Annotated in this window: 23 protein-coding genes and 1 pseudogene; 11 read left to right on the plus strand and 13 right to left on the minus strand. The window is 33.5% G+C overall.

Features of this window, described 5'->3' with window-relative positions:
* Positions 1-56 precede the first annotated feature (56 nt).
* From O5633_RS06180 to O5633_RS06190, 3 genes are all read left to right on the plus strand, one after another.
* A complete protein-coding gene (locus O5633_RS06180) occupies positions 57-392 on the plus strand; it encodes a hypothetical protein (RefSeq protein WP_269611269.1) in 336 nt (111 codons plus the stop codon).
* A 269-nt stretch (positions 393-661) separates the two neighbouring features.
* Positions 662-808, plus strand: coding sequence for a hypothetical protein (locus O5633_RS06185; protein WP_269611270.1), 147 nt, complete (start codon positions 662-664; stop codon positions 806-808).
* A 169-nt stretch (positions 809-977) separates the two neighbouring features.
* Positions 978-1,187 carry a hypothetical protein gene (locus O5633_RS06190; RefSeq protein ID WP_269611272.1) on the plus strand — a complete coding sequence of 70 codons (210 nt, stop codon included), beginning with the start codon at positions 978-980 and terminating at the stop codon, positions 1,185-1,187.
* 11 nt (positions 1,188-1,198) lie between these two features.
* On the opposite strand, the gene O5633_RS06195 is transcribed toward O5633_RS06190, so the two are convergent.
* From O5633_RS06195 to O5633_RS06205, 3 genes are all read right to left on the minus strand, one after another.
* Complete coding sequence (locus O5633_RS06195; protein ID WP_269611273.1) at positions 1,199-1,327, minus strand: hypothetical protein; 129 nt, start codon at positions 1,325-1,327, stop codon at positions 1,199-1,201.
* Between the two features lie 237 nt (positions 1,328-1,564).
* Positions 1,565-1,972 carry an ExbD/TolR family protein gene (locus O5633_RS06200; protein ID WP_269611274.1) on the minus strand — a complete coding sequence of 136 codons (408 nt, stop codon included), beginning with the start codon at positions 1,970-1,972 and terminating at the stop codon, positions 1,565-1,567.
* 12 nt (positions 1,973-1,984) lie between these two features.
* Positions 1,985-2,614, minus strand: a complete 630-nt coding sequence (locus tag O5633_RS06205; RefSeq protein ID WP_269611275.1) for a MotA/TolQ/ExbB proton channel family protein — start codon at positions 2,612-2,614, stop codon at positions 1,985-1,987.
* A gap of 74 nt (positions 2,615-2,688) precedes the next feature.
* Between O5633_RS06205 and O5633_RS06210 the strand changes: the two genes are divergently transcribed.
* Positions 2,689-3,315, plus strand: coding sequence for an energy transducer TonB (locus O5633_RS06210; RefSeq protein WP_269611276.1), 627 nt, complete (start codon positions 2,689-2,691; stop codon positions 3,313-3,315).
* 222 nt (positions 3,316-3,537) lie between these two features.
* On the opposite strand, the gene O5633_RS06215 is transcribed toward O5633_RS06210, so the two are convergent.
* Positions 3,538-3,804: a hypothetical protein gene (locus tag O5633_RS06215; RefSeq protein WP_269611277.1), complete on the minus strand. Its 267-nt coding sequence runs from the start codon at positions 3,802-3,804 to the stop codon at positions 3,538-3,540.
* A gap of 476 nt (positions 3,805-4,280) precedes the next feature.
* Positions 4,281-4,469 carry a hypothetical protein gene (locus tag O5633_RS06220; RefSeq protein WP_269611278.1) on the minus strand — a complete coding sequence of 63 codons (189 nt, stop codon included), beginning with the start codon at positions 4,467-4,469 and terminating at the stop codon, positions 4,281-4,283.
* 199 nt (positions 4,470-4,668) lie between these two features.
* Here O5633_RS06220 and O5633_RS06225 point away from each other — a divergent pair, with 199 nt between their 5' ends.
* Complete coding sequence (locus O5633_RS06225; RefSeq protein WP_269611279.1) at positions 4,669-6,426, plus strand: FAD-dependent oxidoreductase; 1,758 nt, start codon at positions 4,669-4,671, stop codon at positions 6,424-6,426.
* Between the two features lie 414 nt (positions 6,427-6,840).
* Here the strand turns inward: O5633_RS06225 and O5633_RS06230 are convergent, their stop codons facing one another.
* From O5633_RS06230 to O5633_RS06250, 5 genes are all read right to left on the minus strand, one after another.
* The gene (locus O5633_RS06230; protein ID WP_269611281.1) at positions 6,841-8,760 is read right to left on the minus strand and encodes a tetratricopeptide repeat protein; all 1,920 of its coding nucleotides are present in this window, start codon (positions 8,758-8,760) and stop codon (positions 6,841-6,843) included.
* A 385-nt stretch (positions 8,761-9,145) separates the two neighbouring features.
* Positions 9,146-9,742, minus strand: a complete 597-nt coding sequence (locus tag O5633_RS06235) for a 2OG-Fe(II) oxygenase (RefSeq protein WP_269611120.1) — start codon at positions 9,740-9,742, stop codon at positions 9,146-9,148.
* The gene (locus O5633_RS06240; RefSeq protein WP_269611282.1) at positions 9,743-10,516 is read right to left on the minus strand and encodes a tetratricopeptide repeat protein; all 774 of its coding nucleotides are present in this window, start codon (positions 10,514-10,516) and stop codon (positions 9,743-9,745) included. It lies immediately after the preceding gene.
* A gap of 228 nt (positions 10,517-10,744) precedes the next feature.
* The gene (locus O5633_RS06245; protein WP_269611283.1) at positions 10,745-12,592 is read right to left on the minus strand and encodes a tetratricopeptide repeat protein; all 1,848 of its coding nucleotides are present in this window, start codon (positions 12,590-12,592) and stop codon (positions 10,745-10,747) included.
* 419 nt (positions 12,593-13,011) lie between these two features.
* Entirely contained in the window at positions 13,012-13,245 is a 234-nt protein-coding gene (locus tag O5633_RS06250; protein WP_269608780.1) for a DUF1651 domain-containing protein, read from the minus strand.
* Between the two features lie 623 nt (positions 13,246-13,868).
* Here O5633_RS06250 and O5633_RS06255 point away from each other — a divergent pair.
* The gene (locus O5633_RS06255) at positions 13,869-14,501 is read left to right on the plus strand and encodes a hypothetical protein (protein WP_269608781.1); all 633 of its coding nucleotides are present in this window, start codon (positions 13,869-13,871) and stop codon (positions 14,499-14,501) included.
* A gap of 123 nt (positions 14,502-14,624) precedes the next feature.
* Here O5633_RS06255 and O5633_RS06260 read toward each other — a convergent pair whose 3' ends face one another.
* Positions 14,625-16,325 carry a tetratricopeptide repeat protein gene (locus tag O5633_RS06260; protein ID WP_269608782.1) on the minus strand — a complete coding sequence of 567 codons (1,701 nt, stop codon included), beginning with the start codon at positions 16,323-16,325 and terminating at the stop codon, positions 14,625-14,627.
* A 12-nt stretch (positions 16,326-16,337) separates the two neighbouring features.
* Positions 16,338-18,794, minus strand: coding sequence for a tetratricopeptide repeat protein (locus O5633_RS06265; RefSeq protein WP_269608783.1), 2,457 nt, complete (start codon positions 18,792-18,794; stop codon positions 16,338-16,340).
* 288 nt (positions 18,795-19,082) lie between these two features.
* Here O5633_RS06265 and O5633_RS06270 point away from each other — a divergent pair.
* Positions 19,083-20,300, plus strand: a pseudogene (locus tag O5633_RS06270) (DNA-directed RNA polymerase).
* A 56-nt stretch (positions 20,301-20,356) separates the two neighbouring features.
* Here the strand turns inward: O5633_RS06270 and O5633_RS06275 are convergent.
* Positions 20,357-21,970 (minus strand): tetratricopeptide repeat protein, encoded by a 1,614-nt coding sequence (locus O5633_RS06275; RefSeq protein ID WP_269608784.1) that lies wholly within the window; start codon positions 21,968-21,970, stop codon positions 20,357-20,359.
* Between the two features lie 104 nt (positions 21,971-22,074).
* Between O5633_RS06275 and O5633_RS06280 the strand changes: the two genes are divergently transcribed.
* The 4 genes from O5633_RS06280 (at position 22,075) to O5633_RS06295 (ending at position 23,514) form a co-directional block, all read left to right on the plus strand.
* Positions 22,075-22,209, plus strand: a complete 135-nt coding sequence (locus tag O5633_RS06280) for a hypothetical protein (protein ID WP_269608785.1) — start codon at positions 22,075-22,077, stop codon at positions 22,207-22,209.
* A 296-nt stretch (positions 22,210-22,505) separates the two neighbouring features.
* Positions 22,506-22,868 carry a hypothetical protein gene (locus O5633_RS06285; RefSeq protein WP_269608786.1) on the plus strand — a complete coding sequence of 121 codons (363 nt, stop codon included), beginning with the start codon at positions 22,506-22,508 and terminating at the stop codon, positions 22,866-22,868.
* A 66-nt stretch (positions 22,869-22,934) separates the two neighbouring features.
* Positions 22,935-23,366: a hypothetical protein gene (locus tag O5633_RS06290; protein ID WP_269608787.1), complete on the plus strand. Its 432-nt coding sequence runs from the start codon at positions 22,935-22,937 to the stop codon at positions 23,364-23,366.
* Positions 23,347-23,514, plus strand: a complete 168-nt coding sequence (locus O5633_RS06295) for a hypothetical protein (protein WP_269608788.1) — start codon at positions 23,347-23,349, stop codon at positions 23,512-23,514. The genes O5633_RS06290 and O5633_RS06295 overlap by 20 nt, the downstream gene beginning before the upstream one ends.
* Positions 23,515-23,585: the final 71 nt, after the last annotated feature.

Consider the following 23,585-nt stretch of genomic DNA (forward strand, 5'->3'; position numbering starts at 1 on the left):
ACAGCCAAAACAATTACTACATCCTCTAAGCCAATACACCTACAGCTCAATAACGAATGACTACTGATCTGCCTATCATTCCTTCTTCAAAATCAAAAAAGAGAAAGCAAGCAGATAATAGAATTCCTAAATGGACTCTTTTTTCTCTTTGTTTTATAACTACTCTAGTAGTCGTTAGCTTAATTAAAGCTTATCTTCCATTACTTGTATCTGCACTTGCTATGCTTTTTGTATGGAGTCAAATAACTAAACCAATAGCAGAGATAAAGACTAAAGCCTCGAATGATGACAGCAACCAGTTAAATCTATTCCATAGGCAATACAAGATTGGGAGAAAGTATTCGAAGGTCAAGAAGGTATTACAAGAAAAGGAAGATCCTAAAGTTGCTTAATATATAGTCCTTTAGAGAAAAATACCGGTCACAATCTATGAGATTAACTTTAATGAGTGAGATGCAAGAACCGAAGATGATTGGATTGGATCTATAACGTACGAGACCTCTACGAGTAGTTGTCGCTTCCTTCACGGAGGGAATTGACAACCTATACAGACATGTGAAAATCAATTCATCCAAGCATAACTTGTGAGGCTTAATGGTTACTCTTTTCTGTTTTCTGTGCTTGCGAATCACCATCAGCACCGCCACGAGTATTTAATTAAATGACACACCCAAAAAAAGCACGTCTTGAACTAACTGAATCAGAACTACTTACCATTAAGGATCGAATTAAAACATGGAGTACAAAGGATCAAGTTATAGATATGATGAGATATCGATATGGTCGACTGGAGGATCAAGCTGCTTAACAGGCTCAGCATAAATGCTGCTTGGGATCCTCAGTTAAAACTAATGATTATACAAAATCATTAAATAGCTAAAATCTAAAAACTTATATTGAAAGCATAAAATCACTCTTCGCCCCTATTGCGATCATCAACTACTTAGGTAAAGCTTAGTTTATCAATATAAATTCAAATGCCTTTAGAGTTCTACATCTTAGTTATTCCATTCTGCGTTATTCCTGTATTTCTAGTCTCGCTCGATTACTTAAATAAAAGTGCTGATATCAAGAGAAAAAGTTATAATGTGATTGACTTTGATAAATTCGTCAAAAGGAAAGAAGAAGGCGATGTTGTAGATAGTGATATTGCTAAACTATTAGATATTGAGAAAATTGCAGCATGAATATTACCTGCTTATAATTGATTTTTTAGGGTTTCTAAACTCAATACCTCATCAAAACTTACGCCATCATGTAACCACTCTCTGCATTCTTGACTAATAGCAACTTGATCAAATTCATTAAGGCTTTTAGATCGGATCATTAAACCGGTCTTAGCATCAGCTATAACTCATCAATATATGGCTTATGACTCACCGATATTCTCTCAAATATTTATAGATGTTAATCTGAATTTTCAAAATCAATGCTTCCAGAAGTTTCATGAACATCGTTATCCATTCTTTAGCTATCTGATTGAAGGGGGTTAACGAATATGTTCAAATTCACTCAAACTTATCTTGTAAATTTTCAATGATAAAACTTAAGGCATAGAATTCAACTAGTTCACTGACCTTGTAGAAATTGCTATTTTCAAATCATCAATACTTCTAAGCACATCTAACACATCAATTATATAACCATGTGAAATATTTTTATCTGCATTCAAAACAATAAGATTCTGGGTTTCATCAATCAAATTAACTACTTTTACTTTTAAGTCTTCAAATTTAATGCTTTCCTTATTTATAAATATATTACCCAACTTATCAATTGATATATTGACAAACTTATTATTCTGCTTGATAGAATTACTTGCCTTTGGTAAATCAACATCAATAGTATCAACACGAGTCAAATAAAGACTAGAAATTATTAAAAAAGCTAAAATAGCAAAGATTATATCTATCATTGGTAAGATATCAATTTTATTTTTTTTATTAATATCCTCTTCTTTAAGATAAAGCATTATTTTAATTCACTAAAAATTATTTTTTCTATATAGAATTTCGAATTTACCACAATACTGATTTAGAATTGAATTTTGTTTCTTCCATAAACTATTAAAATAATTAGAAAAAACAAGTGTCATAATAGCAACTATTAGTCCAGTAGCAGTGGAAATCAATGCCTCACTTATTCCCCCAGTAACTTCTAGAGCATTAACACCAGCATCTCCCAACCTTATATATGAGAAAGAATCTATAAGTCCCAAAACTGTTCCCAATAGGCCAAGCAAAGGAGAAACAGTAATAATTGTAGAGAATAAGTTGCTAAATTTTCCTAATTCAGATTGCATTGCATGAATTGATATTTCTAAAGCAAGTTTAATATCAATACTTTTTCTATCATCTAAAATACTATGATCAATCAATTTCAATGTATCTACTAATACTCTCTCAAGGGGAATGAAAACAGAATTTTCTTTCTTGAAATAATTAGTGGAATTAATAGTTGAATATTTTTCAACAGTAAGGTTTAGTTGCTTATCATTTTTTATAATCGACTCTTTCCAAAATGAAAGTCGTTCAAATATACATGCTAATGAAATGATCGAAATCATCAATAGTGGCCACATAACTATACCACCAGATTTAAAAAGATCTATCAAGAAGACTTATACCAAACATTTCTATGATAATACTATTCAAAGAAAGCTAAACCAATCTGTAATACCCGAGAGAAATGAATAGATTCAAGATTAGTTACTACATTCTTCTATCAATATTGATCCATATGTTCATGCTTTTACATACAGCCAAAGAAAAGGATATAACTATAGAGGCAAAGATTGTTCCAGTAGAAATAATTGATAATTTAATTGATCCAGGCGAAGTAGAAGATTCAACTAGGCAATCTTTAGATGGACTGAAATCAACTCAAGATAAACTCAAATTAAATAATAAGACTATAGAAAACAAAAAAAAGCGGGATAAAGGAAAAACTAAAACTACAAGCACACAAGAACAATCTTTCAGAAAGGAGAAAATAGGTAGTGCATCTAAAGCTGGAGTAATAAATAATGAGCCAGAAAAAGATTCAGTCTTAGATTCTAGAAAGATAAAAATCGCATGTCTAGAATGTATTCGTCCTAAATATCCTCCAATTGCATTAAGAAGGGGAGAAGAGGGAACTCCAATAGTAAAAGTGTGGATAAATAAAAATGGTAAAGTTAAAAAAGCAAAATTAATTACTGTCAGTGGAATTGAATCAATTGATAATGCTGCAAAAAATGCAGCTCTTAGTTCAAGTTTTTATCCTTTAGATAAAGAATCTACAATAAATATTGAATATGACTTAAAGATTAAATAATAAATTCACTAAATATTTGAAATAAATCAAGAGCTAAAAGGCTAAATTAAGCAAAATAAAAGTGAAAAAATGACATAGAAATGTATAATAATTTTCTAAATAGTAAAAGTCAAAATCTTGAAGAAAAACATAGTACTAAGGAAAATATTTCTGTAGCTGAAAATATAATAAGCAATAATAATGAGAAGTAAAAAAAAGATTGAGGATAGTCATGAAAACTATTCAAGAAGGATGAAACTTCTTATATAATTGATTTTCTGATAATTCAATTCCAAAACATACAATATTATCAAAGTCACCATTCTTATGCATAATCGTCATATTATCCTTAATTTCTTGAACATCAAATATCAATCCAAAATCACCACAATATTTAAGTAATATATTCATCGCAGCCTCATGATTAGTAAGGAATTCTTCACAAAGTTCTGATAAATTCTCTTCATTCAAACTATTTATCATTTTTTGAAAATCGTTAAAAGTGCTCATTTTTTTTCTTGAAGTCGAAGTTATTTATTCATAACTTTTTTTTTATAGTGTCGTCATAACAAATTTTGCTATTGTGCGTAATGAAATACTCATCAGCGTGTAACTTTATCGAAAAGCATAGTCAGAAAGGCAACTCTTATCTCTAGCTAAAATTTAAAGTCAAAGTGTAATACTTTTTATCACTACAGATTATTAAAAGAAGTTAATTTTTGTTTTTCCAGGAAGTATCAATTTAGACTAAGCTATGTATTTATTAATAGTATTTATTTATTAAGCAAGTAAGTAAAATGACTAAATAATAAAATAAAACGTTTCTCAATATGAATAAAGATCTAAGTCAGATGACAATTGAGAAAAATATAACCCAAGTCAATTATCCAACACTTTTCAAAGGGATATGGACTGGTGTTTTAATCTGCTTGATAATGCATGAGTTTATCAATCATTAAAATTTTATTCTATTAAGCAACTAGTTTTTATGCTGCAAGATTTCCTCTCAAGCCTCTATCCCTACTTCCTTTAAACCATACAGGTCTTGGAAGAAGTTCTATCTCTGCAAACAAGTGGCCTGCCTCTGAAAAAGGCTTCTTAAGGATTGAAGCTTCTGCAAGGAAAGCTTTATAGTTATTAATTGAAACATCACTTCGAGATAGTTGAGAAGGCATATTTATTAGCTTTTTCACAAATGATCCAACAATAGTCAGAACAAGGAATTCAGTGCGAACTTTTATTGAAGAGTATTTTGAAGATCAGTTTTATTAGTTTCAGATCTTAGGTATTCTTTAGAGAGCAGACAAGGTTAAAAACAATCAATAATTCCTATTCCAACTCAAGTAAAACTTTGAATTATTTTCAGAAAATTCAATGACTAATTATAACCACACAACTCAAATTTCAAATATTTTGGTAATTGGCTGTGGAGGTGCAGGATTAAGAGCTGCTATTGAAGTCAAACTCGCTGGACTTCAAGTATCAGTACTTGGGAAGCGAGAAAAGACAGATTCGCATACTGTTTTGGCCGCAGGAGGAATTAATGCCGCATTTGGAAATGTCGATCAAGAAGATTCTTGGGAACGACATTTTGCAGATACTTATATCGAGGGGTATGGAATTGGAGACGCCTCCCAAATTGAGATAATGGCTAAAGAAGCTCCATCACTTGTTCAAGAAATAGATCAGTGGGGAGCAAATTTTGCAAAATTAAAAAATGGGCTTCTTGATCAAAGATTTTTTGGAGCTCATTCGTATAGAAGAACTTGTTACTCAGGAGATTTTACAGGTTTATCAATTTTAAAAACACTTCTTAAAAAAGCAGAGTCTTTAAATATTCCAATTCATGACAACCAATACGTCACTGAGATTCTTATAAGAGATGAGATTTGCTTTGGAGCCATGTCATTCGATACAAGTACAGCTGAAAGGACAGTGCATTTAGCTGATGCTGTTATTCTTTGTACAGGAGGTCATACAAAAGTATGGAAAAGAAGTTCTTCTAGAAAAAAAGAGAATACAGGAGACGGCTTGTACTTAAGCCTCAAAGCAGGTTGCGAATTAAGAGATATGGAAATGGTTCAATTTCACCCCTCAGGAATGCTTTTTCCAGAAGAAATTGCAGGAACATTAGTCACAGAAGCAGTTCGAGGTGAAGGAGGAAAACTTATAAATAACCAAGGAGAAAGATTCATGGTTAATTATGATAAAGAGAGAATGGAGCTTTCAACTAGAGATAGAGTCGCTATAGCAAATTACACAGAAATAGCCGAAGGGCGAGGCACCCCTAACGGAGGTGTGTATCTAGATATAAGTCATATGAGTAAAGATTTCATAATGCAAAAAATACCAAGTATTTATAGGCAGTTTTTAGATGCACAAATGCTAGACATCTCAAAAGAGCCAATGGAGGTCGCTCCAACAGCACACTATTCGATGGGAGGTATTGTGATAAGCCCTGAAGAGCATTGCACATCAGTCAGGGGGTTATATGCCGCAGGAGAAGTAGCTGGTGGATTACATGGTGCAAATCGTCTAGGAGGTAATTCTCTCGCGGAAATTTTAATTTTCGGGAAGAGGGCTGGAATAGCTAGTGTTAATTATTCAAACCAATTAAAATCACAAGTAAGATCTGATATATCAATAAAAAATGCCCATGACCACATAAATAAATTCATACATAAAGGTACAGAATTAGCAAAGCCTTTGCAACATGAATTAAATAGCGTCATGTGGAAGCATTGTGGTGTGATTAAAAATAAAAAATTATTAGAATCAGGACTAAAGAAAATTCTAGGCATCAAAAATACTATAAAAGACATTGATGTTAGAATTGACTATCAAAGTTGTGATGATCTTGTTCAGGTCTTTGATTTAGAAGCATCATTAATTTCTGCCGAAGCCACAATCCTATCTGCATTAGCCAGACAAGAAAGTATAGGTTCGCACCAAAGAAGTGACTATGAGCAATTAAATACTGTTGAAAAATGCAATTATTACGTCAAGTTGAATAAACAAACTTTCGATTTAGAAATTTCAAAACGACGTATTTCTCCATTAAGAAAGGATCTTCAAAATATTATTAACCAAACAATCAAAGTAATTAATCTCAAAAATAAATTACTTGAATAGTCGTATTTTATCTATTGATAACTACTAGTAAAAACCTTTTTCAAATAGAATATAAAATCAGGGTGAGAATGTTAAGCCATCCACATAGCATAATATCTCTGAGATCCCATAGCACCAAAGGGAAATTAACTATTGGCATCAACCAAGAGCACTAATTCACGATTGTTTGAAGGTTCTCCCTAACGATGTTGATCACACAAAAGAGAGATTCAAACATAGATTTGTTCAAGGCTGAAAAGTCTATCCATTGACTCGTTTGGCCGATGAGATCGAAATCGTCGGAGCAATTACCAAGACTGAAGCAGGGTTCTAGAGACCTCTCAGCCGTTCTTGATTCGTCTTCGTATTGTTTAATTAGAAGCTACTTCAGTTAACTTGTCCTCTCCATAATCATCAACACAGAGATCAGAAATATTAGATGAGATTAGGTTCTACATCTTCGAAAGAGCGAAGTGCGATTGACACTCTTTCCATCACTTCATTCCAATTATGTCGCTCTTTTTGCCGGAACAATTTCATCGATGGATACCAAAATGTATCCTCCCTTTCCAGTCCCCAAGTCCAAAATGGGATATCTTTTAGCAGTAACCAAACTTTGCTTCCCATCCCTCCTGCCAAATGAGCAATTGAGGTATCACAAGAAATAATTAAATCACAGTTTTCAATGATGGCGGCATTTTCAAGGAAATCCCAAGTCCTATCAATTTGTGGCTGGCAATCAACAAATTTATTTTTAAAAGAGCAAGAATTTAATTGCTCTGAACCAAATCCTTTTTGTAGTGAAAGAAATGTAATTTCATTATTATCTTTAAGTATTGAAAACTTTTCTAAAGGTATTGAGCGTCCTTGATAAGTTTTTTCAGTGCCTAGATTTCCTTGCCAATTAATTCCAATGATTGGTCTTTTTTCTTTCGAAAGAATGTTTTTCCATTTTTTATTTAATTCTTCGGTTGAACAGATATATGGTTGGGTAACGATTGGATTTTCTGGACTTACTTCTAAATCTCTAGCTAAAGATAATAATGGGATCCATTCACCTTCTGAAACTAAAGTCGATTGTTTTGGTGTTAATGGATTTTGATCAATATCTGATGCTTGGATTAATGAATGTAGTTTTGTTTGAGCAGAAAAAGAAATTTCCAGACCTTGATTTCTTAGATATGGAATGTAGCGCATATGTTGAAGCGTATCTCCTAACCCTTGTTCACTAACAACTAAGAGCTTGTCTGCTTTTTTTAATTTTATTCGATTTATTCTTTTGAGCTTTGGTACGCCATGAGGAATCGCTGCTCCATTTTTCGTGAACCTAAACTCATAGTTCTCAAGACCAGATTGATAATTTTCTTTTAGAAGCTCTATTAATGAGAGCATGAAATAAGCATCTGCATGATCAGATTGAAGTTTAATTGTTTTGCGAATAGCTACTTCAGCCTCGTTTAATTTGCCAAGGTCTTTCAAAATATTTCCCAGATTGGAATGAGCATCCGCTAAAGCAGGATTAAGTTCAATCGCTTTTCGAGTCGATGATTCAGCGTCTTTTAATTTGTCAAGATCTTTTAAAATACCTCCTAGATTTAAATAAGCCTCTGCGAAATCAGGATTGAGTTCAATTGCTTTTCGAGTTGATACTTCTGCATCATTTAATATACTTAGATCTTTTAAAATACTTCCTAGATTTAAATGAGCCTCTGCGAAATTAGGATTGAGTTCAATCGCTTTGCGAGTCGATGATTCAGCGTCTTTTAATTTTTCAAGATCTTTTAAAATACCTCCTAGATTTAAATGAGCATTTGCGTCATCAGGTTTAAGTTCAATCGCTTTGCGAACAGCTACTTCAGCCTCATTTAATTTGCCAAGGTCTTTCAAAATGTTTGCCAGATTGGAATGAGCATCCGCTAAAGCAGGATTAAGTTCAATCGCTTTTCGATATGACAATACTGCGTCTTGTAATTTGCCAATACCTTTCAATATAATTCCCAGATTGTAATGAGCCTCTGCATCACCAGGATTAAGTTCAATTGCTTTGCGAGTTGATACTTCTGCGTCTTTTGATTTGCCAAGATTGTTTAAAATGATTCCATAATTAGAAAAGACTCTGTGGTCAGTGAAACCTTGATTGATGAATAGTTGATAATATTTTACTGCTTCTAAAATATTTCCTTGTGAATGAAACTTAAATGCTTGATTGATTATTTTTTCTTTAGAAGGATTAGAAGAAGTATTAGTAGTAATAGTAATATTCTCTTTATTTTCTCCTAAAGTAAACGGAACAGAGAATGTTTTTGCTTCAGTGATCTTCTTTTTTTCTTGATCTTTTTTATCAGATTGCTCCATCTATACTTTTCAATCTTTTTAACTTCAGCAATTTTACTACTAATGCTGCAATTATTGTTGTTTTATTTTGAGTGACATAAAGTAGCGATGTCTTTTAATTATTTCCTACGATCTTTCTAAGTTAATATCGTCTTTGAGAAACTTTTAATTTGTAATCTCCTCTTATTAGTGTCACGAGAGTTTACGCAGAAATTACTTATTATCAAATCGATTATTCTTTCAATTATGATGTCTGACCTTGAATTTAGAATTATTAATGGTTCAATCGTATGAGACTAACTTTAATAGCTACTTAATTATGATGATTTTATTTCTATGTTTTGTAGTTTATTTCGTGTCTTTTTTATCAACTTATTAAATATCAAATGCTGTTAATAACAACTGATTAGAAAATATTAATCCAACCCGTAATGATATATTTTGACCCTTCTTTAAGTATGTTTCCTTTATGTGCGTGAGTCCATTCAGCAGGCCAAATCAAAGTTAATCCTCTTTGTGGTTGTATTTCAAGATCATAATGACTGAAATATGTTGAACCTCCTTCTTCTACATCATTTAAATATGTCATAAAAGCAAAAATACGGTGAAGAGTAGCTAAAGAAGATCTTTCTGTATGTATTTCCTTAAAATGTTGACCAGGTTTATATCTTTGTAAATTAAAAGAACCAATTTCCAATTTTTCAGATATCTTGTTTAAGAAAGTCCATTCCTCTACATAGTTTTTATAGCATTCAAAAAGTTGATCAAAATATTTTTTAAATGCCTCATGTCCTGGAAGAATGATATCTTTGGGATTCATAGTAATATCAACACTATCTTTTATCTCAGGATTTAAACCACTTCCACTGTACCCACTTTTTTGCTTGGCGATATTAAGTTCAAAGTAGGAGATAAGATCATCGCAAATTAAGATTGGTTCTATACACCAGGAGCCAATAAAGTTAGGAGTTTTATTCCCTAAATCTAATGTTATTTTCTTCATTTAATTAATAGTTATGGAGGATTTTTTTGGATTAAAACGGATGGAACCATTAGCTTCTCTTAATTTATGAATACCATCTGAATGATTACCATTTTTTAGAAGTATACTCCCTATTCCAGAGAGAGCGGAGTCGAGTTTGTTATCAAGATTAATTGCTTGCTCATAGCAAAGTATAGCTTCATCTAAACGACCAATTTCGTTTAATATATTTCCTAGATTTAAATGAGCATTTGCGAAGTCAGGTTTAAGTTCAATCGCTTTGCGAACAGCTACTTCAGCCTCATTTAATTTGCCAAGGTCTTTCAAAATGTTTGCCAGATTGGAATGAGCATCCGCTAAAGCAGGATTAAGTTCAATCGCTTTTCGATATGACAATACTGCGTCTTGTAATTTGCCAATACCTTTCAATATAATTCCCAGATTGTAATGAGCCTCTGCATCACCAGGATTAAGTTCAATTGCTTTGCGAGTTGATACTTCTGCGTCTTTTGATTTGCCAAGATTGTTTAAAATGATTCCATAATTAGAAAAGACTCTGTGGTCAGTGAAACCTTGATTGATGAATAGTTGATAATATTTTACTGCTTCTAAAATATTTCCTTGTGAATGAAACTTAAATGCTTGATTGATTATTTTTTCTTTAGAAGGATTAGAAGAAGTATTAGTAGTAATAGTAATATTCTCTTTTATTTCTCCTAAAGCAAATGGAACAGAGAATGTTTTTGCTTCAGTGAATTTATTCTTTCTTTGTTCTTGTTTGTCTGATTTTTCCATATATTTTTTTCGATTAAAGAGACAATAAAATACGTACACATATATTTCCTTTATAAGTGATCAAGATCTATTAAATATTTCTTCTTAATAATTTGCGACTACAACGCCTCAAATGCTGCTTTTACTTATTGATTCTGAACTCGCTATGAGTTGTGAAATGCATTTTCAGTTGAATCTTTTTTAATTTGGACCTTGTTGCCTATCTCTAAGATATCAGTGCCGGGAATATTAGATTAGATCTTGTTCTACATCCTTGAACGAGCTAAGTGCAATTGATACTCTCTCCATAACCTCTTGCCAATTATGTCGCTCTTTTTGTCTAAATAATCTCATTGATGGATACCAAAATGTTCGCTCGCCAGTAAGTCCCCAGTACCAAAAAGGAACATCTCTCAGCAGCAACCAAACTTTTTTACCCATTCCAGCCGCTAAAGGACCTGGTGAGCAGTCATTCGTAATAATTAAATCACAGTTTTCTATGATCGCAGCTGTCTCTGAGTAATCCAATATCCCATCAATCTGTTTCTGACAACTAACAAAATGCTTTTTAAATGAACATTGTTCCAATTGTTCTGAACCATAACCTTTTTGGAGTGAAAGGAAAGTAATGTCATTCTTTTCTAAAAGCTTAGAGAATTCTTCTAAAGGAATTGATCGTCCTTGATAAGTCTTTTCCAGCTTTTTACTTCCTTGCCAATTAATCCCAACGATTGGTCTTTTTTCATTAGAGAGAATCTTTCTCCATTTTTCTTTTAGTGGTTTTGTTGATGAAATATATGGAGTATTAATTACAGGATTATTCGGACTAACAGAAAAATACTTAAGTAAAGATAGTAATGGAATCCATTCTCCTTCTTTTCTTAGAAGAGATTCTTCACGTGTAAGTGGATTATCATGGATGCCAGAGTCCTTAATTAAGCTATGTAGTTTCTCTGGAGCATAGAAAGATATATCTATTCCTTGTTGTTTAAGTGGCAATAAATAACGCATATAAAAAATGACGTCGCCAGGAGCTTGCTCACTAACAACTAAGAGCTTTTCTCCTTTAATTAATTTCCTATTATCTACTTTTTTGATTTTTGGCTTTAAGTCAAGAGTTACTTTATCAAATCTAAATTCATAGGCCTCTAAACCATTTTTATAGTCGCCTTGAAGTAGTTGAAAAAATGAAAGATTAAAAGATGCTTCAGTGAACTCAGGATTAAGTTCAATAGCTTTGCGAGTTGAGACTTCTGCTTCTTGTAAGTTGCCAAGTTCTTTCAAAATGATTCCCAGATTGGAATGTGCTTCTGCGAAATCAGGTTTGATTTCAATCGCTTTGCAATATGACAATTCTGCTTCTTGTAAGTTGCCAAGATCTCTCAATATGTTTCCAAGATTGGAATACGCCTCTGAATAATCAGATTTGATTTCAATAGCTTTGCGAGTTGAGGCTTCTGCTTCTTTTAATTTGCCAAGATCTCTCAATATGATTCCCAAATTGGAATGCGCCACAGCTAAATTAGGATTGAGTTCAATTACTTTGCGTTGGGATAATTCTGCTTCTTTTAATTTGCCAAGATCTCTCAATATGTTTCCCAAATTGTAATGCGCCACAGCTAAATCAGGATTGAGTTCAATTGCTTTGCGTTGGGATAATTCTGCTTCTTTTAACTTGCCAAGATCATTCAATATGCTTCCAAGATTGGAATGCGCCACAGCTAAATTAGGATTGAGTTCAATTGCTTTGCGTTGGGATAATTCTGCTTCTTTTAACTTGCCAAGATCTCTCAATATGTTTCCTAGATTGGAATGCGCTTTTGGGTAATCAGGATTCAGTTCAATTGCTTTACGACAAGAGATTTCTGCTTCTTGTAATTTACCAAGATTTTTTAATATTAATCCATAGTTAGTAAAAACCCTATGGTCTTTGAATCCTTGATTTATGAAATTTTGATAATATTTTATTGCTTCTGAAATATTTCCTTCTGAATGACACTTTAATGCTTGATTAATTATTTTTTCTTTAGATGGGTTGCTGTTTTTATTGCTTATTTCTTTCTTTTTAGATTTACTCTGTTTTCCAAAGCCTTTCATTTTAAACCTTTGAGGTTTTTCTTATAATCATAATATTCTCCTAAAGCAATTTTAATTATTTTTTAATGTAATTTTGATTTTTAGATCGACAAGAAGTAGTAGGAATATTTACGATCTCTTTAATTCCTCCTAAATCAAATGGAACAGAGAATGTTTTATACAGAAACATGCACCACCTTACCTCACTAAATGAATGAGAAATGTGTATGTAGGTTCAAAATATTGTGTAAATAGAAAAAATACAAATACATATTGTGTACGTATTGAATTCAGAATTGTGGAAAAGGACATATTTAATAACCTTAAATATTCAAAATAAATTTGTGAACCCTTTTTACGCATAGAACGAGGACTCAATGTCCCCCATAGGGGTGGGTAGGTCTTGGTTATATGTAAGGGTATTAACCTTTTCTCTATGGCTATTCCCATTGAGGCTTAATTCTTCGCCAGCCATTAGCCAAAAGGTTCTTCCATAGTTCTATCGCCAGATTCCTTCTCATCCTCTTACGACTCTTAAGTAGAGGTATACCGTTACGTTCAAGTCTACCTTTGTCGATAATGACTTTAGGATTCTGATCCCAGCTCGACCAGTCATACCTAAACCTCAATATCCATACTCCACTAGGTTCCTTCAGCCATCCATCACGCTTCATCCTTGGATTACTTATTAGTACAATTATACTAATGTTAGCGTTTTTGTGTCCAGATTTCTGTCCAATTGATGTCCAAAACGCTCAACAACTATGCGAAGCGTTAAAAGATGACTTATCAAATCAAACTATATCTTAATTATCTATAGCCTTGCGTAACTGATGAGGCAACAATTATGCATGTAAAAGTTGTCGTATAGCGAGAAGAGGAAACTGACGCAAAGAACAGCTCCCTCAACTCTCATTGGCGTCCTGCTCACTGGCAATCAACGTGCGAACATATTGGCTCAGAAATCAACCTTTATTGAAGACTACTTACTCAAAGGCACAAATATATTTCTGCTTGCGAGAGTGTCTGGTCATAGCGTGAAAACTCTTATGGATACTTATGAAAGGATAGACATCAGAGAGAGTTAAGGAGCTAACAGATATTGACTACGGAAAGAGAAAGAACGTTCCTCAGATCATCAATTTATTTGAGGAGTAAGCGCCAGAATCTTCTTTGCTCGATACACCGACACAAGCATGAAATTTGTCCAAAAGCATTACTTCCATTACAGAGCTGATTAGTCAACAGAGATTCTTGGTAAAGGTAGAAAGATCAACCCAGCAGAGGAAAGTCTTAGGTGGACTTAGACAAAAAGAATAATGATAATGATCTACAAGGTCAAATAGATGATTTGAATAATCAAATTGATGCTCTAAAGGTTGGAAGCCTTTATAAACTTATATCGATTAAAGATTATGATGGCAATGTTCATGGATTTCTTGGAGATGCTCCTACTGATGTGACAGGTGTATATAAATATCAAGAGAAGTTAGATATAAATAGTGATGGAGTTAATGAAGCAATTTTTACGAATAAAGAGAGTGGTCGTTGGGTGACAGCTTCTATAGATCCAGTTACTGGAACAGTTAATTACTCTAATAATGGAGCAGGAGGAACAACAAGAGTTGTAGGTATTTATCAAGATCCATTAGTGGCAAATGGAACGGTAGAAAAAGATAGTATCTTTGACGGATCGAGAACCTTTATCAATGAGCTAAAACTCGATAACCTGATTCTTAAGACAGTGGGTGACTACAACGGTGATAGATTCCAAGAAGTGTATTGGAGTAAAGTAGATAACTCTGCCTATTTAAGAGCTGTTATGCATGCAGATGGCAATATTCAATACGCTAATTATCAAAACCTGCAGCAAATGACTGATTACTTAACTGGCAATGGATTTGCAGATACTGTTGCTTTGATTGCTTAGATGAGGAAGCTGCTTAGGGACATCCTCCTATTATTCACTTTTAGAAACCCAGAACTGATACATCCCTCTTAAGGTATTTGGATGTTTTGCTTAAACTTTTTCCAGCTGGATATTGCATTGTTTTTATTTTTTGATTATCTCTTTTTTAATTTCGCTCAGCGGAAAGGCCCAATCATTCCTTGTGATTTGTCTAAATATCTTCATAGATGAAAACCAATAACTTTGGATATCTTTTACTCCATATGGCCAATGACTGTGTTTTGGAAGAATAACTTTAGTTTTCATATCCAATGCTCCAGAAAGAGCTGCTGTAACATTATCAATAGTGACTATGTGATCGCAGGCAGTTATTAAGGAGGCTAAACCATCAATGTCATTAAAACAATCAAGTTCTTCTATCTCTAATATTTCTACTCCTAAATTTTTTCTAACATTTTTGATTTCTTCTTTTACATCACCATATTGAAGATTAACAAAGTTTACACCAGGAGAATAGAGTCCTGAAATCATTTTTTCTAATGAGATTAAGCTTTCAGGATATCTTTTACTTTTTGATGTCCATGAAATTCCCACAAGTATTTTATGTTCACTTCTTAGTAATCTTTTTCTATATTCTTTAGTTTTTTCCTTATTAGCTAGTAAAATAATTTTTTTTGATGAAATAAAACTTTCTACTGTTTTTCTTAAATATTGTGCTAACGAACCGAATGGAAGATGATAATCATATTCTTTCTCATCTAAATTTTCTTCTTTACTAATGAAACCTATTTCATGATCGATTGACCTTTGTAAAATAGGTATTAATCTTCTATCAAGTTTAATTATTAATCGATCTACATTATCTTGTAGGTCTGGTATTAATGTTGAAAAATATAATTGATCACCTAGCCCTTGTTCTGCCCATAGTAATAAACAACCTCTTTTCCCCGGATTCCATAGTGGTTTATTAGTTTTTAATCTTAACTTCACATTTTTACTTCTTTTCCATCTCCATTCATATTTTTCCCACCCTTCTTTGAAAAACTTTAATTGTAGAAGTGTATGAGAAAGATTGAAATGTGCTTCGGTAAAATTAGGATTCAGTTCAATTGCTTTGCGGTATGACAATACTGCTTCTTCTAGTTTACCAAAATCTTTCAATATGATTCCAAGATTGGAATGAGCCTTTGCGTAATCAGGTTTTATTTCAATTGCTTTGCGTAGTGATAATTCTGCTTCTTTTAATTTACCTAGATAGCTCAATATGCCTCCCAGATTGGAATATGCTTCTGCGAAGTTAGGATTCAGTTGAATTGCTTTGCGTTGAAATAATTCTGCTTCTTTTAATTTGCCAAGATCTCTCAATACATTTCCCAGATTGTAATGCGCATCTGCGTAATCAGGTTTTATTTCAATTGCTTTGCGTTGAGATAATTCTGCTTCTTCTAATTTGCCAAGATTTTTTAATATGACTCCATAATTAGAAAAAACCCTGTGATCTTTAATACCTTTATTAATGAAATATTGATAATATTTTGCTGCTTCTGAAATCTTTCCTTGTGAATGAAATTTAAATGCTTGATTAATTATTTGTTCTTTTGAAGGTTTAGAAGGAATGTTAGTGGAAATAGAAATATTCTCTTTTATTTCACCTAAAGCAAATGGTACGGGGAATGTTTGTATTTCAGTGATTTGATTCTTTCTTTGTTCTTGAGAAGGTTTGGATTGATTATTGGTGTTAGGAGTAACATTTTCTTTGATTTCTTCTAAAGCAAATGGTAGTGGTAATTCTTTAAACTTATTGACTTTCTTTTTCCCTTGATCTGTTTCACTAGGTTCTTCCATTGGTTTTTATTACTATTTATTCACAAGGTTACTATACATAATTTCTAGTTCATTAGTAAATTTAGAAGAATCGAAAAATGATAATTTATTTTTATTTCTAAGTTTTTCACGAATTGTTTTGAGTTTTTCTTTATTAGTTGCAAGTTCATATGCTAAAGATTCATATTCTGAATAGCTCGTTGTAACTAATTCATTGAGATTACAAGCATTTAGTATGCTTGCTGCTATTCTTGCACTGTAACTCTTGCCTAGCAAAGTTATAACTGGTACATCAGAAGACAAGGCGAAATTTGCTGTATTTGCAGCATTAAAATTGAAAGTATCAAGAAATAAATCAGCACATGAATGTCTTGAGAAATGATCATCTAATTCCATATTTTCAGCAAATATTATTCTTTCTTTATCTATGCCATGATGAGTTAATTCAGCATACAAGTTATTCATTGCAGCCTGATGTGGTTTTTTTATCCATAAAACACTTCTTTCTACTTTATGTAATAACCTGAGCCATATATTAAATTCTTTTCTAGTTATTTTATGGATAGAATTAAAGCATGTAAATACGAAGCCATCTGGTGGAAGTCCTAATTGTTCTCTGCTGAATTTGTTAACTGATATTTTCCTTGTATTATCATGGGGAAAAGAGCTATTAGGAAGGTGTAATACTTTTTCAGTATAAAATTTCTTATTTTCCTCTGGAATTATTACTTTATCAGCAAGAATATAATCATAGGAATCTGATCCAAGTGAACCAGCATAACCAAGATAGTTTATTTGAATAGGTGCTACTCGATAAGAGAAAATAGAAATCCTACTATATTTTGTTATACCATTAAGATCTAATGCTATGTCAATTTGATCATTTCTTGCAAGTTTAACGATATCAAGATCAGATAGATTATGTATTTCTCTAAAAACAGAAACAGCTTTCTGTACTCTTATTGTATAATCATCTTTCATATTAGATAGACTATATGCATAGATCTCGAATTTAGATTTATCATGTAATTCTAGTGTTCTTAGTAGCAGATGAGTTAATGGATGATTTCTGAAATCAGCTGAAAAGTAACCGATCTTAATTTTATTATTATTGTTGTTATGATTGATATTTGGTAATTCTTCTCTTTTATGTTCTTGATTATATTTAATTGCACGTTTTAAGTGATTTAATGGGTTGTCCTCTATATACATTAATGCTAAAGGACCTATAGCCTTTCCCTCTATTCCTATTCTATTTAAATCAGGTAAATACTTTTCTATCTCATCCCACATGCAAAGCCTGGATAAAGTGTAAATTATATTGGAAATTAGGTGAATTTGTTTGGGATCTATTTCTAAGGATTTTTGATACGCTTGATTTGCTTCTTCTAATTTATCTAAATCCATCAAGATGGCTCCCAGGTTGGAATACGCATCAGCGAAATCAGGCTTAAGATCAATCGCTTTGCGTGTAGATATTTCTGCGTCTTGTGATTTGCCAAGATCCATCAATATTGATCCCAGGTTAGAATGCGCCATTGCGTACTTAGGATTAATTTGAATTGCTTTGCGAGTGGATATTTCTGCGTCTTTTAATTTGTCCAGATCTCTCAATATGTTTCCAAGATTTAAATGAGCCTCTGCCAATTCAGGCTTAAGTTCAATTGCTTTACGTGTATATACTTCTGCGTCTTGTGATTTACCCAGATCACTCAATACGCTTCCTAGATTTAAATGAGCCTCTACGAAATCAGGTTTGAGTTCAATTGCTTTGCGTAGTGATAACTCTGCTTCTATTAATTTGCCAAGTTCTTTCAATATATTTCCCAGATTGTAATGCGCCTCTGCGTAATTAGGATTCAGCTCAATTGCTTTGCAATATGACAATTCTGCTTCTATTAATTTGCCAAGTTCTTTCAATATATTTCCCAGATTATAATGCGCTTCTGCGTAATTAGGATTCAGCTCAATTGCTTTGCAATATGACAATTCTGCTTCTTTTAATTTGCCAAGATCGCTAAATATATTTCCCAGATTATAATGAGCTTCTGCGTAATTAGGATTCAGCTCAATTGCTTTTCTCGTGGAGGTTTCTGCTTCTTCTAACTTGCCAAGATCTATTAATATGTTTCCCAGATTGGAATGTGCTTCTGCGAAGTCAGGCTTAAGTTTAATTGCTTTGCGAGTTGAGATTTCTGCTTCTTGTAATTTACCAAGATCTTTCAATATGATTCCATAATTACAGAATACTTTGGTGTCTTTATATCCTTGAGAAAGGCAATATTTATAATACCTTGAAGCTTCTTTAATATTACCTTGTAGATGATATTGAATTGCTTGATTAATTATTTGTTCTTTAGAATATTTTGAAGAAGCATTCGTAGAAAGAGCAATATTCTCTTTCGTTTTCGTGAAAGTGAATGGAACTGGGAATGTTTTTATTTCAGTGAAGTTATTCTTTCTTTGTTCTTGTTTGTCTAATTTTTCCATATATTTTACTACAGTTAAAGAAACAATAAAATACATACATATATATTTCCTTTATAAGTGATCAAGATCTATTAAATATTTCTTCTTAATACTTTGCGACTGCAACGCTTCAAATGCTGCTTTTATTTATTGATTCTGAACTCGCCATTATTATAGTGAAAGAAGCATTTAAACTATCTCGCACTCGATTGGCATCGAGAATAAAGAAATGGGTCACTGCGAACATCGAAAAGAAGTAGCTCGTGATTTGGTTGGTTGAAGCCTTGGAACTGCGATGCAAGAGGAAGAATGTATAGCCAACAGTCATTTCTTCATCCACAATCATCCGATCTAGAACGCGGAATCATCAGGTTTAAAGAAGGCTGCAAACTCAACAAAAGAGGAGAAGAGAATGCAGCCCAAGCGGTAGGAGCTGCATTCCGTGGAAACAAAGTTTCTTATGAAGAGAGAAGTCGTTGGACATACGACAACAAAGAACTCATAAAAGTAATAACGAAAGACCCTCTCGAGATGAGAGAACTTTGGCAAGACTGTGATGAACCTTGGCAGTTCTTACAACTTGCACGAGAGTTCAATCGAGTTTGTTTCCTTGGGGAAACGAATGAATGGAAAGTAGGAATAGGAGCCGACTCAACAGCATCAGGTCTTCAACTCTTAAGTGGAATGAGGAGAGATCCAAAGGGGATGCAATTCACTAACTTCTTACCACCTGACAACCCAAACGATCCGCCTCAAGATGCTTACAAAGAGGTCTTAAGAATTGCAAGAAGGATTGTCTCTGAAGACCCTGCAACCGAATGGCTTGCACAGCATTTACATGACAGAGAACTAGGCAAAAAGATCCTTATGAAAGCGATATATGGAGCATCAACACAAACTTACCGATACGACATAAAAGAGTTTTTTCAGAAACGAGGTTTATTTCCTGAAACCATTAACTACACTCCTCATATTCCATATCTCACCACAGTTCTAGAAGAGGCAAGTCGACAAGTATTTCCAATAGCATTCGAGACTTTGACTTGGCTTAAAAAGCTATGGAAGATAGCGAAAGGTAATGGATCAAGTGCGGCGATATGGACTACTCCCAACAACGACCTAATCCATATCTAGAAAAAGAAAGTCGATGTCATAGAAGTGAAAACAACACACTTAGGGAAAGTCAGCATTGGGACTGGAGAAGGACAGAGAACTGATTACAAAGCAATAGAGAAAGCACTTGCTCCATCATTCGTACATAGCTATGACGCAGCCGTCCTTAAGTCTTCCTTCCAAGATTGGCATCAACCAATAGCTTTAATACATGATTGTTTGAAGGTTCTGCCTAACGATATGGACAAAGCAAAAGAAAGGATCAAACATGGATTTGTTCAAGTTTGCAAAGGCGATCCATTGGCTCGTTTGGCGGATGAGATGGAAGTATCATCAGAGCAATTACCAAGGCTTACAAAGGGTTCTGGAGACCTCTCAGCCGTGCTTGAGTCGTCTTCGTATATGTTTAATTAGAAGCTACTTCCATTGACTTGTCCTCTCCACAATCATCAACAAAGAGACCTGAAATATCAGATGAGATCATGTTTTACATCCTGGAAAGAGCTAAGTGCGATGGATACTCTCTCCATAACTTCTTGCCAATCATGTCGTTTTTTTTGTCGGAATAACCTCATCGAGGGATACCAAAATGTAGTGTCTCCAGTAAGCCCCCAATACCAAAAAGGTACATCTCTTAGTAATAACCAAACCTTCTTACCCATTCCTGCAGCTAAAGGACCCAGGCTGCAGTCATTAGTAATAATCAAATCACAGTTTTCTACGATTGCCGATGTTTCTGAATAATCCCATATGCTGTCTATTTGATCTTGGCAACTAACAAAATGTTCTTTAAATGAACATTTCTCCATTTGCTCAGAGCCGAAACCTTTTTGGAATGAAATCAATCGAATATCATTTTTTTCTAGAAGCTTTGAGAATATTTCTAAAGGAATTGATCGCCCTTGATAAATCTTTTCCATTTCTGGATTTCCTTGCCAATTAACACCAACTATTGGTCTTTTTTCTTTGAAGAGAATATTACGCCATTTTTCTTTTAGTGTTTTTGTTGATGAAATGTATGGGGTATTAATTACAGGATTATGAGGGTTCACAGAGAAATACTTAAGTAAAGATAGTAATGGGATCCATTTCCCTTCTTTTACAAGACTGCATTGCTCAGGGGAAAGAGGGTTAGAGTGTATGCCTGAGTCTTGAATCAAGTTGTGTAGCTTTTCAGGAGCACAAAAAGAAAGGTCTATTCCTTGTTGTTTAAGAGGCAACAAATAACGCATATAAAAAATCACATCTCCTGGAGCTTGCTCACTAACAACTAAAAGCTTTTCTCCCTTTTGTAGTTTTTCCTTAGTTACTTTTTTTATTTTTGTCTTACCGTGAGGAATAATAGGTTTATTTATTTTAAATCTAAATTCATAGTTTTCTAAACCATTTCTATAGTCGCCTTGAAGTAGTTCAAGATGTGAAAGATTCCAAGATGCTTCATTGCAATCAGGATTCAGTTCAATTGCTTTGCGTTGTGATAATTCTGCTTCTTTTAGTTTTCCAAGATCTTTCAATACGACTCCCAAATTGGAATACGCCTCTGCGAAATCAGGTTTGATTCCAATTGCTTTGCAATAGGACAATTCTGCTTCTTCTAATTTGCCAAGATCTTTCAATATGATTCCCAGATTGTAAAGTGCCTCTGCGTGATCAGGTTTAAGTTCAATTGCTTTGCGATAGGACAATTCTGCTTCTTCTAAGTTTTCAAGATCGCTCAATATGCTTCCTAGATTGGAATGTGCCTTTTCATAATCAGGATTTAGCTCAATTGCTTTGCGGTATGACAATTCTGCTTCTTCTAAGTTTCCAAGATTTGCCAATATTGTTCCATAATTGGAAAAAACTCTGTGATCATTGAATCCTTCATTGATGAAATATTGATAATATTTTGCTGCTTCTGAAATGTTTCCCTGTGAATGATATTGAAATGCTTGATTAATTATTTGTTCTCTAGAAGGTTTAGTAGGTGTATTTGTATTAATAGTAAGATTTTCTTCGTTTACTTCTAAAAGAAAAGGCACAGGGAAGATTTTTATATCTGCTAATTTGTTCTTTCTTTGTTCTTGTTTATCTGATTTTTCCATATATTTTATTCCTGTTAAAGAAACAATAAAAAACGTACATAGATATATCCTTTCTAGCTGCTCGAGATCTATTAAAAATTTCTTCTTAATAGTTTACTACGACAATGCCTCAAATGCTTCTCTTATCTATTGACTCTGAACTTGCCAATATTATAGAGAAAGAAGCATTTAAAACTTCCTCACCCTCGATTGGCATCGAGAATAAAGAAATGGGTCACTGCGAATATCGAAAGAAGTAGCTCGTGATTTGGTTGGTTGAAGCCTTGGAACTGAAGACGTAAGGCATCTCAAGTAATACCTATAATTTCAACCCTGTTAGCTAGACGCAATTAGAACGGCGGATACATAAACCTCTCCAAAGTGAAAAGACAACTAAAGAAGGTGAAACACAGGATGTATAAGGCGGCGCCAACCGTTTAAGACGGTTGGAGAAACTTCCATTTACATCCAAGTGAATACTTCATAAAACTATCTATCTACACATCACTCTCATCTTTAAATAGTTAGCAACTATCCACACGTGTGGAATAATTATATGAACAATAAACTAGAGAACGTTCTACTCCCTTTAAACAAACAAGGTGATTTAGACCAAAGATTTAAAGCAAGCATAAAGCGAATAATGATAGACATGAGTAGTGAAGCTGCTCATGTATTATCAGATTTCTATATAAAGACATCAGATCTTCAAAAAAGTGCGAGCAAAGCAGGTCTGGAATTAGTAGAAGCTATTAATAAGGAATCAGACAGACTTTCAAGCCGAGAACACAGACACCCTGATGACGAATATGGATGGATGGGGAAGGCACTTAGAAAAAGTACTGTTGAGATACTCAAGAAAGTTGGTTTCAAAGAAAAGAATGCCAGCAAAATAATCAAAGCAGCAGAGTTCAAATAATCTTTAAGAACTCAAAGTAGTTGGTCAGAGCAACTCTCGGTCTCTCATCTATCTGAACTGGGAAGGATGAATGAAGCTGGTATTAGACAAGCCATAGCCGAATCATCAAGCGCTCAAACTATCTTTATAGGAACAGAGTTCGGCGGCATACCAGGCAAGAACTGGATAGATGTTCCAGTTAGAAGATTCGAAGAAATTAGGAGATTCACCCCTAAGACAATCAGGGAAAATAACCCTTTGTCTGAGTTAGATAGGATTTCCGATCACCAAGACATCCTTACAATCGAGTCTCTTGAAGTTAAAGAAGCAACTCAGGAATCGATAGCCAGAGAGATCGCCTCATTAGCACAACAACTAAACACTAAAGAAGTTTGGAGGGAAAAAGAAATCGTAGAGATACTAAAAGAAGCAGAGCATGAACTCATATCTATTGGACACATGGTTATGCAACCACTTGAGACAGTACCTTCAAAAAAAAATGAACCCCTACCCAAATAAAGAGACAGAGCCTAAAGCAAGGCATATCCGCTTTTGGTCTACTGGCAAGATTCCTAACTCTGCTTACATACAAATCAGAGAACACCAGAGAAAAAAGAACAAAGCATATGAGAGAGCAATGCTAAGTGAATGGATACTCAATTCTTAAAACGCATAAATCTAAAAATACGCAATGACTAAAACATCATTTAAACCAAAGAATAATGCACTCAAACTGAT

Source organism: Prochlorococcus marinus str. MIT 1013 (assembly GCF_027359395.1).
Taxonomy (GTDB): Bacteria; Cyanobacteriota; Cyanobacteriia; order PCC-6307; family Cyanobiaceae; genus Prochlorococcus_B; species Prochlorococcus_B marinus_E.